Annotated in this window: 18 protein-coding genes; 10 read left to right on the top strand and 8 right to left on the bottom strand. The window is 73.2% G+C overall.

Annotation, left to right across the window (positions count from 1 at the left end):
* The first annotated feature begins 8 nt into the window (after positions 1-8).
* Positions 9-1,397, top strand: a complete 1,389-nt coding sequence (locus HUT10_RS17020; protein ID WP_176172114.1) for an MFS transporter — start codon at positions 9-11, stop codon at positions 1,395-1,397.
* Here HUT10_RS17020 and HUT10_RS17015 read toward each other — a convergent pair.
* Both HUT10_RS17015 and HUT10_RS17010 read right to left on the bottom strand, forming a co-directional pair.
* Positions 1,372-1,656 carry a ubiquitin-like small modifier protein 1 gene (locus tag HUT10_RS17015; protein ID WP_176172113.1) on the bottom strand — a complete coding sequence of 95 codons (285 nt, stop codon included), beginning with the start codon at positions 1,654-1,656 and terminating at the stop codon, positions 1,372-1,374. The genes HUT10_RS17020 and HUT10_RS17015 overlap by 26 nt on opposite strands.
* A 3-nt stretch (positions 1,657-1,659) precedes the next feature.
* The gene (locus HUT10_RS17010; RefSeq protein ID WP_176172112.1) at positions 1,660-2,742 is read right to left on the bottom strand and encodes an exo-alpha-sialidase; all 1,083 of its coding nucleotides are present in this window, start codon (positions 2,740-2,742) and stop codon (positions 1,660-1,662) included.
* Positions 2,743-2,906: 164 nt separating this feature from the next.
* Here HUT10_RS17010 and HUT10_RS17005 point away from each other — a divergent pair, with 164 nt between their 5' ends.
* The 5 genes from HUT10_RS17005 (at position 2,907) to HUT10_RS16985 (ending at position 6,728) form a co-directional block, all read left to right on the top strand.
* The gene (locus tag HUT10_RS17005) at positions 2,907-3,278 is read left to right on the top strand and encodes a YciI family protein (protein WP_176172111.1); all 372 of its coding nucleotides are present in this window, start codon (positions 2,907-2,909) and stop codon (positions 3,276-3,278) included.
* A 51-nt stretch (positions 3,279-3,329) separates the two neighbouring features.
* Positions 3,330-4,145 (top strand): NAD(P)H-binding protein, encoded by an 816-nt coding sequence (locus HUT10_RS17000; protein WP_176172110.1) that lies wholly within the window; start codon positions 3,330-3,332, stop codon positions 4,143-4,145.
* Positions 4,146-4,165: 20 nt separating this feature from the next.
* Positions 4,166-5,044, top strand: a complete 879-nt coding sequence (locus tag HUT10_RS16995) for a M48 family metalloprotease (RefSeq protein ID WP_176172109.1) — start codon at positions 4,166-4,168, stop codon at positions 5,042-5,044.
* Positions 5,045-5,126: 82 nt separating this feature from the next.
* A complete protein-coding gene (locus HUT10_RS16990; protein WP_176172108.1) occupies positions 5,127-5,477 on the top strand; it encodes a YciI family protein in 351 nt (116 codons plus the stop codon).
* A gap of 6 nt (positions 5,478-5,483) precedes the next feature.
* Positions 5,484-6,728: an RNA polymerase sigma factor gene (locus HUT10_RS16985; RefSeq protein WP_176172107.1), complete on the top strand. Its 1,245-nt coding sequence runs from the start codon at positions 5,484-5,486 to the stop codon at positions 6,726-6,728.
* 47 nt (positions 6,729-6,775) lie between these two features.
* Here the strand turns inward: HUT10_RS16985 and HUT10_RS16980 are convergent, their stop codons facing one another.
* Complete coding sequence (locus HUT10_RS16980; protein ID WP_176172106.1) at positions 6,776-7,399, bottom strand: enoyl-CoA hydratase/isomerase family protein; 624 nt, start codon at positions 7,397-7,399, stop codon at positions 6,776-6,778.
* Entirely contained in the window at positions 7,396-7,989 is a 594-nt protein-coding gene (locus HUT10_RS16975; RefSeq protein ID WP_176172105.1) for a TetR/AcrR family transcriptional regulator, read from the bottom strand. The genes HUT10_RS16980 and HUT10_RS16975 overlap by 4 nt, the downstream gene beginning before the upstream one ends.
* Positions 7,990-8,043: 54 nt before the next feature.
* Between HUT10_RS16975 and HUT10_RS16970 the strand changes: the two genes are divergently transcribed.
* Positions 8,044-8,397 carry an arsenate reductase family protein gene (locus HUT10_RS16970; RefSeq protein ID WP_176172104.1) on the top strand — a complete coding sequence of 118 codons (354 nt, stop codon included), beginning with the start codon at positions 8,044-8,046 and terminating at the stop codon, positions 8,395-8,397.
* Here the strand turns inward: HUT10_RS16970 and HUT10_RS16965 are convergent.
* Positions 8,394-9,605 carry a threonine synthase gene (locus HUT10_RS16965; RefSeq protein WP_176172103.1) on the bottom strand — a complete coding sequence of 404 codons (1,212 nt, stop codon included), beginning with the start codon at positions 9,603-9,605 and terminating at the stop codon, positions 8,394-8,396. The two genes, HUT10_RS16970 and HUT10_RS16965, sit on opposite strands and share 4 nt — an antisense overlap.
* Before the next feature lie 30 nt (positions 9,606-9,635).
* Here HUT10_RS16965 and HUT10_RS16960 point away from each other — a divergent pair, with 30 nt between their 5' ends.
* Both HUT10_RS16960 and HUT10_RS16955 read left to right on the top strand, forming a co-directional pair.
* Positions 9,636-10,415 carry a DUF1295 domain-containing protein gene (locus HUT10_RS16960; RefSeq protein WP_176172102.1) on the top strand — a complete coding sequence of 260 codons (780 nt, stop codon included), beginning with the start codon at positions 9,636-9,638 and terminating at the stop codon, positions 10,413-10,415.
* The gene (locus tag HUT10_RS16955; protein ID WP_217709619.1) at positions 10,397-11,143 is read left to right on the top strand and encodes a nitrilase-related carbon-nitrogen hydrolase; all 747 of its coding nucleotides are present in this window, start codon (positions 10,397-10,399) and stop codon (positions 11,141-11,143) included. The genes HUT10_RS16960 and HUT10_RS16955 overlap by 19 nt, the downstream gene beginning before the upstream one ends.
* A gap of 17 nt (positions 11,144-11,160) precedes the next feature.
* Here HUT10_RS16955 and HUT10_RS16950 read toward each other — a convergent pair whose 3' ends face one another.
* From HUT10_RS16950 to HUT10_RS16940, 3 genes are all read right to left on the bottom strand, one after another.
* On the bottom strand, positions 11,161-11,907 hold the full coding sequence (locus HUT10_RS16950; RefSeq protein ID WP_176172101.1) for an SDR family NAD(P)-dependent oxidoreductase: 747 nt from the start codon (positions 11,905-11,907) through the stop codon (positions 11,161-11,163).
* 83 nt (positions 11,908-11,990) lie between these two features.
* Positions 11,991-12,884 carry a LysR family transcriptional regulator gene (locus HUT10_RS16945; RefSeq protein ID WP_254896908.1) on the bottom strand — a complete coding sequence of 298 codons (894 nt, stop codon included), beginning with the start codon at positions 12,882-12,884 and terminating at the stop codon, positions 11,991-11,993.
* A complete protein-coding gene (locus HUT10_RS16940) occupies positions 12,884-14,137 on the bottom strand; it encodes a cytochrome P450 (RefSeq protein ID WP_176172099.1) in 1,254 nt (417 codons plus the stop codon). Before HUT10_RS16940 ends, HUT10_RS16945 begins: the two co-directional genes overlap by 1 nt.
* Before the next feature lie 47 nt (positions 14,138-14,184).
* On the opposite strand from HUT10_RS16940, the gene HUT10_RS16935 reads away from it, so the two are divergent.
* Complete coding sequence (locus HUT10_RS16935) at positions 14,185-14,913, top strand: alpha/beta fold hydrolase (protein WP_176172098.1); 729 nt, start codon at positions 14,185-14,187, stop codon at positions 14,911-14,913.
* Positions 14,914-14,963 lie beyond the last annotated feature (50 nt).

Below are 14,963 nucleotides of genomic sequence, written 5' to 3'. Positions count from 1 at the left end.
TCGACGGCATGAACGTTCCGACCGCCAGCCGTCCGGGGCTCGTGCTCGCGATCTGCTGCGCCAGCATCGTCGTCGTGGTGATGGACATCTCCATCGTCACCGTCGCCCTGCCGGCGATCCGCCGTGACCTGGGCGCGTCCGTCTCCGGCCTCCAGTGGACCGTCGACGCCTACACGCTGGTGCTGGCCGCCTTCCTCGTGCTCGCCGGGTCCGCCGCCGACCGGTTCGGCCGCCGCCGGGTCTTCCGGTGCGGGCTCGCGCTGTTCGGCCTCGGCTCATTGCTGTGCAGCCTCGCCCCCGGCATCGGCTGGCTGATCGCCGCCCGCGCGCTGCAGGCCGCGGGGGGCACCATGCTCAACCCGGTCGCGATGGCCATCGTCGCCACCACCTTCCCCGCGCCGGCCGAGCGGGCCCGCGCCATCGGCGTGTTCGGCTCGATGTCCGGCCTGGCGCTGGCGATCGGGCCGATCCTCGGCGGCGTGCTCGTCGACGGCTTCGGCTGGCGGGCCGTCTTCTGGGTCAACGTCCCGATCATCGCCGCCGCCCTCGTCGCCACCACGCTGTTCGTGCCCGAGTCCCGCGCGCCGCGGCCCCGCCGGTTCGACCCGGTGGGCCAGGTGCTCGTGCTGCTGGTGCTCGGCAGCGCCGTGGCCGCCCTCATCGAGTCGCACCGGCTGGGCTGGACGTCGCCGTGGATCCTCGGCCTGTTCGCCCTCGCCGGGCTCGGCGTGCTGGGCCTGCTGGCCCACGAGCCGCGCCGCGCCGACCCGCTGCTCGAGCTGCGTCTGTTCCGCAGCGTGTCCTTCAGCGGCGCGATCGTCATGGCGGTGTTCGCGCTCTGCGGGTTCGGCGTGTTCCTGTTCGTCACCACGCAGTACCTGCAGGACACCCGGGGCCTGACGCCGCCGGCGGCGGGGCTGTGCCTGCTGCCGGTCGGGGTGCTGGTGCTGGTCCTGTCCCCGCGGACCGGCCGGTTCGTCGGCGCGCACGGGCCGCGGTGGCCGCTGGTCGTCGCCGGTGCCGCGCTCACCGCGGGCGGCGCCGTCTCGGCGTTCCTCGGCCCGGCGACGCCGCTGCCCGTCGTGCTCGCGACCTTCCTGCTGTTCGGCGTGTTCCTCGGTGCGGTGAACCCGCCGATCACCAACACCGCCGTCTCCGGGATGCCGGGCTCGATGGCCGGCGTGGCGGCGTCGCTGGCCTCCGCCGGGAGGCAGACCGGGACGACACTGGGCGTTGCGCTCTCGAGTACGGGACCGGGCGTGTGGTGGCTGGTCACCGCGCTCGGAGCCGGTCTCCTCGTCCTGGCGCTGCTCAGCACCGGACGCCGGGCGGCCGCGACGGCCGACCGCGCGGCGGCGCTGTTCGACGAGCTCAGCCTCCCGCGACCGACGGGATGATCTGCACCTCGGCGTCCGCCCGCAGCACCGTTCCGGGGCCGTCCCGGTGGCGGCACTCCTCGCCGTCGACGTAGAAGTTGACGTACCGGCGCAGCCCCGCCTGCTCGTCACGCAGCCGCCGCTCCAGCGCCGGGTACCGCTCGGCCAGCGCGTCGAGCACGGCACCCAGCGTGGCAGGCTCGGCGACCTCGACGGCCAGCCGGGACTCGCCGCCGGCCTTCTCCCGCAGCGTCCCGGGCAGCAGCACGGTGATCCGCACGGCTCACACCCTCGCGGCGCGGACGCTCAGCACGTCGGGCAGGTGCGCCGCGACGAGCCGCCAGCTGTCGCCGTCGTCGCGGCTGGCGTAGACGTCGCCGGTCCGCGAGCCGAAGTAGACGCCCGCCGGGTCGGCGTCGTCGGTGCACATCGCGTCCCGCAGGACGCCGGCCCAGTAGCCGTCCGGCAGGCCCGGCCCCAGCGCTTCCCACGACTTGCCGGCGTCCTCGCTGCGGTACACCCGGCACCGGCCCTCCGGCGGGAACCGCATGGCGTCGGCGACCAGCGGGAACGTGTAGATCACCTCGGGCCGGTCCGGGTGGACGATCACCGGGAAGCCGAAGTCGCTGGGCAGGCCGTCGGCGATCGACTGCCAGGACGCGCCGGCGTCGTCACTGCGGTAGACGCCGTGGTGGACCTGCGCGAACAGGCGGTCCGGCGCGGCCGGGTGCCGCGCGACCTTGTGCACGCACTGGCCGTATTCGGGGTAGGGGTCGGGCACGTGGACCGCCTTGATGCCGGTGTTGCCCGGCGCCCACGACGCGCCGCCGTCCTCGGTGCGGTAGACGCCGCCGGTGGACATCGCCACGGTGACGCGGGCGGGGTCGGTGGGGTGCGGCAGCACGGTGTGGATGGCCTTGCCGCCGCCCCCGGGCGTCCAGTGTTCGCGGTGCGGGTGGTCCCACAGGCCGCGGACGAGCTCGTAGGTGCGGCCGCCGTCGGTGGAGCGGAACAGGGCGGACGGCTCGGTGCCGGCGTAGACGACGTCCGGTTCGCTCGCCGGGCCCGGCACGAGCTGCCACGCCCTGGCCAGGGACTCGCCGGTGTCGGCCGGGAAGGCGATCGGGGCGTGGTCGGGCTCGTCCCAGGTCGCGCCCAGGTCGTCGCTGGTGGCGACGCTCGGCCCGAAGTGCTCGCTGGTGATCCCGGCCAGCAGCCGCGGCGTGGCGCGGCGCGTGTCGATGCCGACCGCGTACACCTCGGTCATCGGGTGGTGCGGGCCGGTGACTTCCCAGGTGGCCCGGTCGTCCGTGCTGGTCGCCAGCCACAGACCCTTGCGCGTGCCGATCGCGAGCAGGACGGTCATCGGGCGCCTTCCTCCAGTGATGCAGGTCACAGGTACTCTGCCCGAAAAATCTCCCCGGGGAAATGTCGAACCGCCTGCCGGTGCGATCGACGCGGGGGTGAAGGCCGGTCACCGCGTCCGGGAACGCACCGGACCCCGGCCGAAGGAACACCAGGGAGCACACCATGCGGTTTCTCATGATGCACCGGGTCGACGAGCACGACCCGAAGTCGTGGAACCCCAGCCAGGAGTTCATCGCGCAGATGGGCGGGTTCATCCAGGAAGCGGCCGAGAAGGGCATCCTGATCACGGCGGAGGGCGTGCACCCGACGGAGAAGGGCTCGCTGATCCGCAAGGCGCGCGGCGCCGCCATCCGCGTGACCGACGGGCCGTTCGCCGAGGCCAAGGAGGTCATCGGCGGGTTCGCGCTGATCCACGCGGCGGACCGGGCGGAGGCCGTCGAGTTCGCCAAGCGGTACGTCGAGCTGTTCGACCAGGACATCGAGGTGGAGGTCCGCCAGGTCGTCGAGTTCGAGGACCTGCCGACGCAGGACTGACGACGTCCGGTGGCGCTAGGCTGGCCGGGCAGCGACTCTGTGGGGGGTTGGATGTTCCTGGTCACCGGCGCCACCGGCAACGTCGGCGCGGAAGTGGTCGCGGCCCTCGCGGCGGCGGGCGCCCCGGTCCGGGCGCTGGTCCGCCGGCCGGACGTCACCCTCCCGGACGGCGTCGAGGCCGCGGTGGGCGATCTCAATACGCCCGGCAGCCTCACCGACGCGCTCGAGGGCGTCGAGGGTGTCTTCCTGTTGTCCGGGTACGAGGACATCTCCGGCCTGCTGCGGGAGGCGGGGGTCCGGCGGATCGTGCTGCTGTCCGGCGGCTCGGCGGCCCTGGCGGACCTGGACAACGCCGTCTCCCGCTACATGACGCTGTCCGAGCGCGCGGTGCGGGAATCGGGCCTGGACTGGACGTTCCTGCGACCGCGCGCGTTCATGTCGAACGCCCTGCGCTGGCTGCCGCAGCTGCAGGCGGGCGACACGGTCCGCGTCCAGTTCCCGGACGTCCCGGTGGCCTGCATCGACCCGGCCGACATCGCGGCCGTGGCGGCCCTCGCACTGGCGGGCGGGCACGAAGGCGTGGTTCACGAGCTGACCGGGCCGGTGGCGATGCGGCCGGCCGAGCAGGTGTCCGTGCTGGCTTCGGTGCTGGGCCGGGATCTGCACTGCGTGGAGTTGTCGAACGAACAGACGCGGGAGGAGCTCGAAGCGGGAATGCCGCGGGAGTACGTCGACGCGTTCTGGAACTTCTACGTCGAGGGGACGCTGGACGAGGCGACGGTGTACCCGACGGTGCCGGAGGTGACCGGGCGGCCGGCCCGGACGTTCACCGAATGGGCCGAGGCCCACGCGGCCGCCTTCCACTGACGCAGCGGGGGAGCGCGGGGGTGAACGGAGACCGGTCCCGGCCCGACCTGTCCGCCGTGCTCGCCGTCGTGCTGGCGGTGCCCGTCGTCGCCAGCAGCCTGTTCGTGCTCGGCCTGGCCGGGAAGCTCGTCTGGCCCGGTTACTACTGGGTCTTCCCCGCCGGCTGGGTGCTGCTCGGCGGGATCACCTTCATGCCCGCCTTCGAGCACTTCCTGCTGCCACTGACCTTCGGCATGCGGCAGCCGACCACGCGGGAGCTCGCGAAGCTGACGCCGAGCTGGCAGGCCGTCTGCGCCGCCGCCGAGGTCGACGGTGACCGGTACCGGCTGTGGGTCGACCGGTCCCGTGAGCTCAACGCCTTCGCCGCCGGCGGCCGGACCGTCGCCGTCACGCCGACGGCCCTCGAGCTGCCGCCGCCGAGCCTGGAGGCGATCCTGGCGCACGAGCTCGGCCACCACCTGGCCGGGCACACCCGGATCTCGCTGTACGTCTGGTGGCTCGAGCTGCCGGCCCGGTTGCTGACCCGGCTGGTCCGGCTGCTCGCGCTGGCCGTCCCGTACGTCGGGCGCGCGTTCGCGGCCTTCGGGCGGTCGGTCGCCGTGCTCGTCACCGTGCTGCTCACGCTCGGCGTCCTCACCGCGCTGGCGTTCCTGGACCCGTGGCTGCTGCTGGCGCCCCTGCTCGGCCCGGTGCTCGCCTGGTCGAAACGGCTCGGCGAGTACCGGGCCGACCTGGTGGCGGCGCGGCTGGGCTACGGGCCGGAGCTGATCACGCTGTTCCGGGAGTGGATCCGGGCCGGTGGCGGGGACGAGCGGCGGATGTGGGCGCGGCTGCTGGCCGGGCACCCGGCCCACGTCGACCGGATCAAGCGGCTGAAGGACCGTGGCTTCCGGGCGTGAAACATGACATGGGCGCGCCTGTCCAACGGGCCGTCCGCCGTTCGTGGTGGTGGCGTACGGCAACCGAGCCACTGGAGGAACCGTGAAGTACCTGATGCTGATCAACGCCGCCCTCGACGCCGACGGCGCGCCGACCGGCTGCAGCACGCCCGAGGACTGGATGCTGTTCGACAAGTCCCTCAAGGAGGCCGGGGTGTACGTCGGCGGCGACTCGCTCGCCGACTTCACCACCGCCGCGACGGTCCGGGTCGGCGAGCACGGCGAGCGGCTGGTCACCGACGGCCCGTTCGCCGAGTCGCGGGAGGTGCTCGGCGGCTACTTCGTCATCGACGTGCCGGACTTCGACGTGGCGCTGGACTGGGCGGCGCGCTGCCCTGGCTCGCGGGACGGCGGGTCGATCGTGGTGCGGCCGCTCGCCGGCTACGAAGGCTGACGGCTCGTGGCGGGGCGGGCGGAGGCGTCGGTCGAGGCGGTGTTCCGGGAGGAGCGCGGGCTGCTGCTGGCCGCGCTCGTCCGGCGTTTCGGCGACCTGGACCTGGCCGAGGAGGTGACGTCGGAAGCGATCGAGGCGGCGCTGGTGCACTGGCCGGCCGAGGGCGTCCCGCCGAAGCCGGGCGCCTGGCTGATGACAACGGCCCGGCGCAAGGCGGTCGACCGCCTGCGCCGCGACCAGGCCTACGCGGCCCGGCTCGCGGTGCTGCAGGTCGAGGCCGAGCGCGCGGCGCCCGCCCCGCCTTCCGACGGCGGTCTCCCGGACGAGCGGCTCCAGCTGTTCTTCACCTGCGCCCACCCGGCGCTGCCGGCGGAGGACCGCGCGGCGCTGACGTTGCGCTGCCTCGCCGGGCTGACGACTCCGGAGGTGGCCCGGGCGTTCCTGGTGCCGAGCGCGACGATGGGCAAGCGGATCGTGCGGGCGAAGAACCGGATCCGCACGCTGCGGATCCCGTTCCGCGTCCCGGACGCTCGCGAACTGCCCGGCCGGTTGCCGGGCGTGCTCCAGGTGATCTATTCGATCTTCACCGAGGGCTACGCGGCGAGCGCGGGCCCGGACCTGCAGCGGCTCGACCTGGCGGAGGAGGCGATCCGCCTGGCCCGCATCCTGCGGCGCTTGCTGCCGGAGGAGCGCGAGGTGGCGGGCCTGCTGGCGCTGCTGCTGCTGATCCACGCCCGCCGCGACGCCCGGACGGGCCCGGACGGCGACCTGGTGCTCCTCGACGACCAGGACCGAAGCCGCTGGGACCGGGCGATGATCGAGGAGGGGACGGCGTTGGTGGCGACCGCGTTGACGGGCGGCCCACCGGGCCGGTACGGAGTCCAGGCGGCGATCGCGGCGTTGCACGACGAGGCCGCGGACGTGGCGAGCACGGACTGGCCGCAGATCGTGGCGTTGTACGACGTGCTGCGCGGCCTGGCGCCGTCACCGGTGGTGGAGCTGAACCGCGCGGTGGCGGTGGCGATGCGGGATGGGCCGGAGGCGGGGCTGGAGTTGCTGGAGGGGCTGGCGGAGGAGCCGCGGTTGCGGGGGTACAGCCCGTATCCGGCGGCCCGTGGCGATCTGCTGTCCCGGCTGGGGCGGGCCGAGGAGGCGGCGGTGGCGTATCGGGAGGCGTTGGCGTCGGCGGGAACCGAGCCGGAGCGGGTTCACCTGCGGGGCCGGTTGGCCGAGGTGACCGGGCAGCAGTAAGAAACTGTCGGTGGCCCCCGGTAAGCTGGATACCGGGGGCCGGAGGCCTACCCCGCCGCGCGCAACGCCGCCACGGCCGGTGCGAACATCGTCGCCTTGATCGCTCCCAGCGTCCCGCGGTCCTTGCCCGTCAGCTCCCGCACCCGTTCCGTCGCCACCTTCACCACTTCGCCCTCGGCCGCGACCTCGTCGACCAACCCGATCTCCGCCGCCTCCGGGCCGCCGAAGCGCCGTCCCGTCGTCATCGAGGCGATCGCCGCCGACGGTGTCAGCTTCGCCTGGATCAGCGCCGCCATGCCCGGGGTGAACGGGATGTTGATGTCCGCCTCCGGGAAGCAGAAATACCCCCGGTCGCCGCGCATCACGCGGAAGTCGTGGGCCATCGCCAGCATCGCTCCCGCGCCGAACGCGTGGCCGTTGACCGCCGCGATCGTCGGGACCGGCAGCGTCAGCACCCGCGCGAGCAGCTCCTGGACCTCCGCCACGTACTCCGCCGCGCGGTCTCCGTGCGCCGTCAGCCATTCGAGGTCCAAGCCGTTCGAATAGAACTTGCCGCCGCCGGTGGTCACCAGGGCGCCCTCGACTCCGTCCAAAAAGGAGTGAACGCGCTGCAGCCAGTCCGGGGAGAACCGGTTTTCGTCGTCGCCCAGGTCGAGCACGGAAACGGTCACGGTCGGTCCTTTTCTCGAGGGGGCACGGTCAGCACGGCCCGCACCGCGGCGGCCAGCCTCTCCCGCACCAGTGGATCGGTGATGTCATGCCGGAAGAACGCCGTCGGCAGGTCGACGACGCACGTCGTGATCACCTCGACGGCGGGCCCGTCGCCGCGGTCCCACAGCTGCCCGGCCAACCGGACCAGCAGTGCGACCAGGCGTTTGTCCACCGCGTGCAGCGCTTCCGCCAGCTCGTCGGGCAGCTCCGGCCCGAACAGCCGGTCGCCCCGCACCTTGAGCAGCATGCGCGCGCCGTCGGGACGGACCGAAGCGAACGCGGCGGGAGCGTCGGCCGCCGCGACTACGGCCTCCACCGGGGAAGACGCCTGGTCCACGAGGGACGTCTGGAGGTCGAGGAACGCCGTTGCGGCGCGTAGCCACACCTGGGCCCGCAACGCGTTCAGGGACCCGAACGCGTGGTAGATCGTCCCGTTCGGGACGCCCGCGGCCGCCGCCAGGCCACGGACCGTCACCTCCGTCGAGGAGGCGACGAGCCGCTCGGCGACGTCGAGGAGCGCGTCGAGGTCGTGGACGCGGGGGCGGGGCATGCGACGACCGTAACAGAGCACGTGCTCCAAAACCAAGGCGGTAAGCTACGTGCCGTGGAGATCTGGATCAACCCGGCGTGCGCGAAGTGCCGGTCCGCGGTGTCGCTGCTCGACGAGGCCGGCGCGGACTACACCGTGCGCCGCTACCTCGAGGACCCGCCGACGGCGACCGAACTCGAGGCCGTCCTCGAGCGCCTCGGCCTCGAACCGTGGGACATCACGCGCACCGCCGAGCCCGTCGCGAAGGAACTCGGCCTCAAGGCCTGGGGCCGCACGCCGGAGGACCGGCCGAAGTGGATCAAGGCGCTCGCCGAGCACCCGAAGCTGATCCAGCGCCCGATCATCACCGCCGACGACGGTACGACGGTCGTCGCCCGCGATCCCGAAACGGTGCGCTCGGTCCTTTAAGGAATCTCGTCGGTCGTGGCCAGGAGCGGCACGTCCAGGGGCACCGTCTCCGGGTACTTGATCCCGGCGCCGGTGTTGAGCACGACGACGTCCTCGCCGCCCTCGAGCCACCCCGACTCGCGGAGGTGCCTCAGCGCGGCGAAGCACGCGCCGCCTTCCGGGCAGACGAAGGTGCCCTCGTGCGAAGCCAGTTCCCGTTGCGCCGCCAGCAGTTCCTCGTCGGTGACGGCGATGGCCGTGCCGCCGGTCGAGTACACCGCGTCGAGCACGAGGAAGTCGCCCAGTGCCTTGGGGACGGTGATGCCGAAGGCGACCGTCCGCGCGTCCGGGAACGGCGTGCTTTCCCGCTCCCCACGCGAAAACGCCGTGACGATCGGCGCGCACCCGGCAGCCTGGACCGCGACCAGCCGCGGCAGCGGACCGGAAATCCAGCCCAGTTCACGCATTTCCAGCAGCGCCTTGTGGATCCCGATGATGCCGACGCCGCCGCCGGTCGGGTACAGGATGACGTCGGGCAGCCGCCAGCCGAACTGCTCGGCGATCTCGTACCCCATCGTCTTCTTGCCCTCGATGCGGTACGGCTCCTTCAGCGTCGAGACGTCCTGCACGCCCGGCCGCCGCCCGGCCGCCGCGGCGACGAGCTTGCCCGCGTCGCCGATGAGACCGTCCACCCGGTACAGCTCGGCTCCCGCCGCGACGCACTCGCGCATGGTGATCGCCGGGGCGTCGTCGGGCATCGCGACCAGGCTCGACAGCCCCGCCCGCGCCGCGTACAACGCCCACGCCGCGCCGGCGTTGCCGTTCGTCGGCATCGCGATCCCGCGCACGCCCAGCTCGGCCGCCCGCGAGACGCCGACCGCGGCACCGCGCGCCTTGAAGGTGCCGGTCGGGACCAGGCCTTCGTCCTTCATCCACAGGCGCGAAAGCCCCAGCTCACGGCCGTAGCGCGGCAGCCGCAGCAACGGGGTCATGCCCTCGCCGAGGCTGACGACGTGCTCGGCCGCGCGCACGGGCAGCACCTCGTGGTAGCGCCACAGCGTCGGCTCCCGCCCGGCGATCTCCTTCGGCGTCACGGCTTCGCGGACGCCGTCGAGGTCGTAGCGCGCCAGCAGCGGCGCGCCGGCCGGCGAGAGGCCCTGGACCGCGTCGGCGTCCACGCGTTCGCCGGTCCGCGAGCACTCGAGATGGCTGAGGAACGAGTACGGCACGCCGTCGATCCTAGGTCCTAAAGTGAGCACATGGACGCGCTGCGGGTGTGCCTGTACGTCTTCGCCGGGGTGACGCTCGGCACCTGGCTGGTCTCGGTGCTGACCAGGGAGTACTCCTGGGTCGACCGGATCTGGTCGATCGTGCCGGTGGCCTACGCGGGGATCTTCGCCGGGGCGGCGGGCTTCGCCGACGCGCGGCTCGACGTCATGTTCGCGCTGGTCGCGCTGTGGGGCGCGCGGCTGACGTTCAACTTCGCCCGGAAGGGTGGTTACGCGCCCGGCGGCGAGGACTACCGGTGGGCGGTGCTGCGCGAGCGGATGGCGCCGTGGCAGTTCCAGCTGTTCAACTTCTTCTTCATCTCGCTCTACCAGAACGTGATCCTGCTGCTCATCACGCTGCCCGCGCTCACCGCGCTGGAGCACCCCGGCGGCTTCGGGGTCGCGGACGTCGTCGTCGCGGTGGTGTTCCTCGCGTTCCTGGCCGGGGAAACCGTCGCCGACCAGCAGCAGTGGGCGTTCCACCGCGAGAAGCACGCGGGCCTCGCGCCGACGCGGTTCCTGCAGGCCGGGCTGTTCCGCTACTCGCGGCACCCGAACTTCTTCTTCGAGCAGGCGCAGTGGTGGGCGATCGCCGCGTTCGGCGTGGTGGCCGGCGGTCTGCAGTGGACGGTCGTCGGCGCGGTCCTGCTGACGCTGCTGTTCGTCGGCTCGACGCGCTTCACGGAGAGCATCACGAAGTCCCGGTACCCGGAGTACGCGGACTACCAGCGGCGCACGTCGGCGGTCGTGCCGTGGCCGGCCCGCGGATGACGGTCGTCGCCGCGCTGCAGATCGCGACGGGTGTCCCGCTCGACCGGATCCTGGCGTTCGAGGACGAGATCCGCGGCGCCGGCTTGGTCGTCCTGCCGGAGGCGGTGCTCGGCGGCTACCCGGGCCGTACGCCGTTCCCCGAGTACTTCCACGCCGCGGTGACGGTGCCGGGCCCGGAGACGACGGAGCTGGCCGAGCTCGCCGCCCGGACCGGCGCAACCTTGGTCGTCGGCGTCATCGAGCGCGACGGCTCGACGTTGTACAGCACGGTCGTGTTCCTCGATCCGGAATCCGGGCTGGTCGCCAAGCACCGCAAGCTCGTCCCGACGGCGCGTGAACGCCTGTTCTGGGGCCGCGGCGACGGCTCGACGCTCCCGGCGGTCCCGACGGCGGCGGGCCTGGCCGGCGCGGCGATCTGCTGGGAGAACCACATGCCGCTGCTGCGGGCGGCGATGTACGCGAAGGGCGTCGAGATCTGGTGCGCCCCGACGGCGGACGACCGCGACGTCTGGCAGGCGTCGATGCGCCACATCGCGGACGAGGGCCGGTGTTTCGTGGTTTCGGCGTGCCCGTACGAGACCTCGGGCGAGGACCCGTTCCGCGGCGGGCACGACGTTGTTCAGCTTGTAGTGCCGGGCCAGCACCTCTCGGGGCACTACGCGCGGCCGGACGTGTTCGCGCTGACGGTGGACGAGCGACCCCGGAACGGCGTCACTTTCCTGAAGTGACGCCGTCCCGAGCGGGCTCACACCGCCAGCCGGCCCCCGTCCACCGGCAGCACCGCACCCTGGATGAAGCTCGCGTCGCCCGTGGCCAGGAACGTGATCGCCGCCGCGATCTCCTCCGGGGAGGCCACTCGGCCGGCCGGGCCTGCCGCTGCCAGCTCGTCCAGGCCGTCGCCGAAGGCCGCTGTGCCCTCCGTGCGGGTCGGGCCGGGACTCACCGCGTTGACCCGGACGCCGGACGGCCCGTACTCGGCCGCCCACGCCTTCGTCATCAGTTCCACCGCTGCCTTCGAGGCGCCGTAGACCGCCATGCCCGCCATGCCGCGGAGCGCCACGATCGTCGACACGTTCACGATTGCGCCGTGTCCGCGTGCCGCCATCTCCGGTCCCAGCTCGGCGACCAGGTAGAACGGCACCTTCACGTTCGTCGTGAAGACCGCGTCGAAATCCGCCTCCGGGAACTCCGCGGTCGGCCCGGTCGGGAAGATGCCGGCGTTGTTGACCAGCACGTCGATCGGCCCGCCCAGCTCCCGCGCCCGGTCCGCGAGGGCGCGCGCCGACGCGGCGTCCACAAGGTCCGCCGCGACGAAGTCGGCCTTGCCGCCCGCCGCGCGGATCGCCGCGACGACGTCGGCGCCGCGGCCGGCGTCCCGGCCCGACAGCACCACGTGGGCGCCCAGCCCGGCCAGCGCGACCGCCGTCGCGCGGCCGATCCCGCTCGTCCCGCCGGTCACCAGTGCCGTCGATCCGGACAGTTCTGCAGTCATCGCTCAAACTCCTTCGCGTTCTCGGTCGAAGGGTTCAAGCGAGATCGCCCGGAGAAGGCTTCCGGAACCGGGTTCGGCCCTCCTTATACCTCCGATCCGCCGTGCTGATGGTCTTCCAGCGCCGCGACGAACTCCGCGATGTCACGCCGGCGCGACGCCGCCGGCCACACCGCCCAGGTCCGCCGGACGATCGGGTTGCCGGCCAGCGGCACCCACCGGACCGTGTCCGGCAGCGGGTACGGCCACTCCGGCGGCGCGAACGCGTACGCCGCGCCCGCGCTGACCGCCGGGATCTTGAGCTCGACGATCAGCCGCTGCTCCTCCGGCACGTCCGGGCCGACGTCGAGGCCGTGGCTGCGCAGGATCGCCGCCAGCTCGTCGTACCAGGCCGGGCTGCCCGCCCGCGGGAACGCGAACCACTCCAGCCCGGCCAGGCGCTCCAGCCGCACCGGCGAGCCCAGCTTCTCCGCGACGTCCGCGGCCAGCAGGACACCGACGTCCTCGGTCACCACCAGCGCCGCGTCCAGGTCGGCTCCGGCCGGGCGCTCCCGCACCAGACCGACGTCCAGCTCGCCGGCCCGCAACGCGGCCACCTGCGCCACCGACGACAGGTGCCGGGCCTGCACCCGCACGTCCGGCAGCCGCGCGAGCGCCGCGGGCAGCAGGTCCGGCGGCAGCTCCAGGGGGACGCCGACGCGCAGCACCCCGCCGCCGGCCGCGGTGTGCCGGGCCATCGCGGAAAGGGCCTGGTCGTGGCGCGCCAGGACGGCCCGGGCTTCGCCGAGCAGCGTCGTCCCGGCCTCGGTGACCTGGACACCGGTGCTGGTGCGCACCAGCAGCCGGACGCCGAGCCGCCGTTCGAGGGCCGTGATCGTCTGGGACAGCGCCGGCTGGCTCACGTGCAGCTGCCGCGCCGCCTTCGACATCGCGCCCGCCTCGACGACCGCGACGAACGCCTTCAGCTCCCGGATCTCCATCAGCGGCCCCACCGGATCGGCAGCGACTTGAGGCCGTTCTGGAAGTTCGACCGCAGGCGGACCGGCTCGCCCGCGAGCTCCACGAACCCGAGCCGGTCGAGCACCGCCTCGAACATGGCCCGCAGCTGCACCCGGGCCAGGTGCGCACCGAGGCAGAAGTGCGGGCCGTGGCCGAAGGTGAGGTGGTCGTTCGGCGTCCGGCCGATGTCGAAGGTGTCCGGATCGGGGAACACCGCGGGATCCCGGTTGGCCGAGGAGAACCAGACCACCACCTTCTCCCCGGCTCGGATGTCCACATCGGACAACCGGACGTCGGACACCGCCGTGCGCCGGAAGTGCATGACGGGCGTCCAGAACCGCAGCATCTCCTCGACCGCCGAGGGCAGCAGTGACCGGTCGGCCAGCAACCGGCGGTATTCCGCGGGGTGGGAGATCAGCGCGAGCAGCCCGCCGGGCAGGCCGTTGCGGAGGGTTTCGTTGCCGGCCACGGAGAACAGCCAGAACAGGTTCTCGAACTCGGCGAGTGAGACGCGGCCGCCGTCGGCGCCGACGTGCCGCATCAGGTTGCTCATCACGTCGTCGCCCGGGTGTTCGCGCTTGTACTCGCCCAGCGCGTTCGCGTACGCGTAGAGATCCGGCATGCCCGCCCGCGTCCGCGGGTCCGGCATCGACCCGTCCGGCCCCGGCGACGGCCGGACGGCGAGCGCGGCCCGGGCGAGGTCGCTCACCTCGGCCGGGGAGACCGTCGCGCTCACCGCGTACTCGGCGTCCTGGTAGCCGATCACGCGGTTGCTCCAGTCGTACATCAGCCGCCGGTCCTCCTCCGGCACGCCGAACACCCCGGCCAGGGTGCGCAGCGGCAGGTCGGCGGCCAGCTGCGCGAAGTCGCACTCGCCGTCGCCGGCGACGGCAAGAACGAGTTCCCGCGCCCAGCTTTCGATCTGCGAAGTGAGCTTCGCGATCGCGCGCGGGGTGAACGCCTTCGTGAGGAGCCCGCGCAGCCGTCCGTGCTCCGGCGGGTCCATGTTCAGCATCATCCGGCGCACGTACGCGAGGTCGGCCGCGTCCCGGATCTGCGTCCCGCCCAGCTGGGACGAGAACACCGACGGCTCGCGCAGCACCCGCCGGACCTCGGCATGGCCCAGCACCGCCCAGAAATCGTCGACGCGCACCACCGGGCCGGCGCGCCGCAGCCGCGCCAGCTCGTCGTACGGGACCCCGCGCACGTAGGTCTCCGGATCGGTGATCGTCACGGGCCCGACCCTAGCCGCGGCCACCGACAATTTGGGAGGCTGCGCGGATGGACACGCTCAACATGCGCATCGGCGGCAAGGGCGAACCGGCCGTCCTCCTCCTGCACGGCCTCGGCGCGACCGGCGCCGTCTGGAACCACTTCGCCGTCCAGGTCGACCGGCGCGTCCTGGTGCCCGACCTGCCCGGCCACGGCCCGTCCGCACCATTGCCGCACTACAGCTTCGCCACGCTCGCCGAAGCGGTCGCGCGGGCGCTGCCGGACGGCGGGCCGCTGATCGTCGCCGGCCACTCGCTCGGCGGGGTGCTCGCGCTGGAGCTGGCGTCCGACCGCCACGACGTCGAGGTCGCCGGCGTGCTGGCCGTCGGCGTGAAGGTCGAGTGGAGCCAGGACGACCTGAACCGCGCGGCCTCGTTCGCGGCCAAGCCGCCGCGGGTGTTCGCGACCCGGGAAGACGCCGAGCAGGCGTACCTGAAGGTGTCCGGGCTGCTCGGGATCGCTCCCGCCGATCCGGCCGGGCTTCGCGAGACCGAGGGAGGTTGGCGCCTCGCGATGGACCCGGCCGCGTTCGGCCTCGGTGCCCCGGACATGCCGGCCCTGCTGGCCGGGGCGCGCTGCCCGGTGGTGCTCGCCGCGGGCGAGAACGACCCGATGAGCCGTCCGGAGCAGTTGCGCGCCCTCGATCCCGACGCCGTCACGCTCGCCGGTCTCGGGCACAACGCCCACGTCGAGGACCCGGCCGCGGTGCGGGCGTTGCTCGAGCGCTTCGGCGTGTGAAGGGAGCGGGTGCAGCCGTCGTACCCCACTCGACGGCTGCTCCGCGAACC

The sequence above is a fragment of the Amycolatopsis sp. Hca4 genome (assembly GCF_013364075.1).
GTDB lineage: Bacteria > Actinomycetota > Actinomycetes > Mycobacteriales > Pseudonocardiaceae > Amycolatopsis.
Note: the sequence above shows the minus strand (reverse complement) of the source record. Positions and strands in the feature narration are given on the sequence as shown.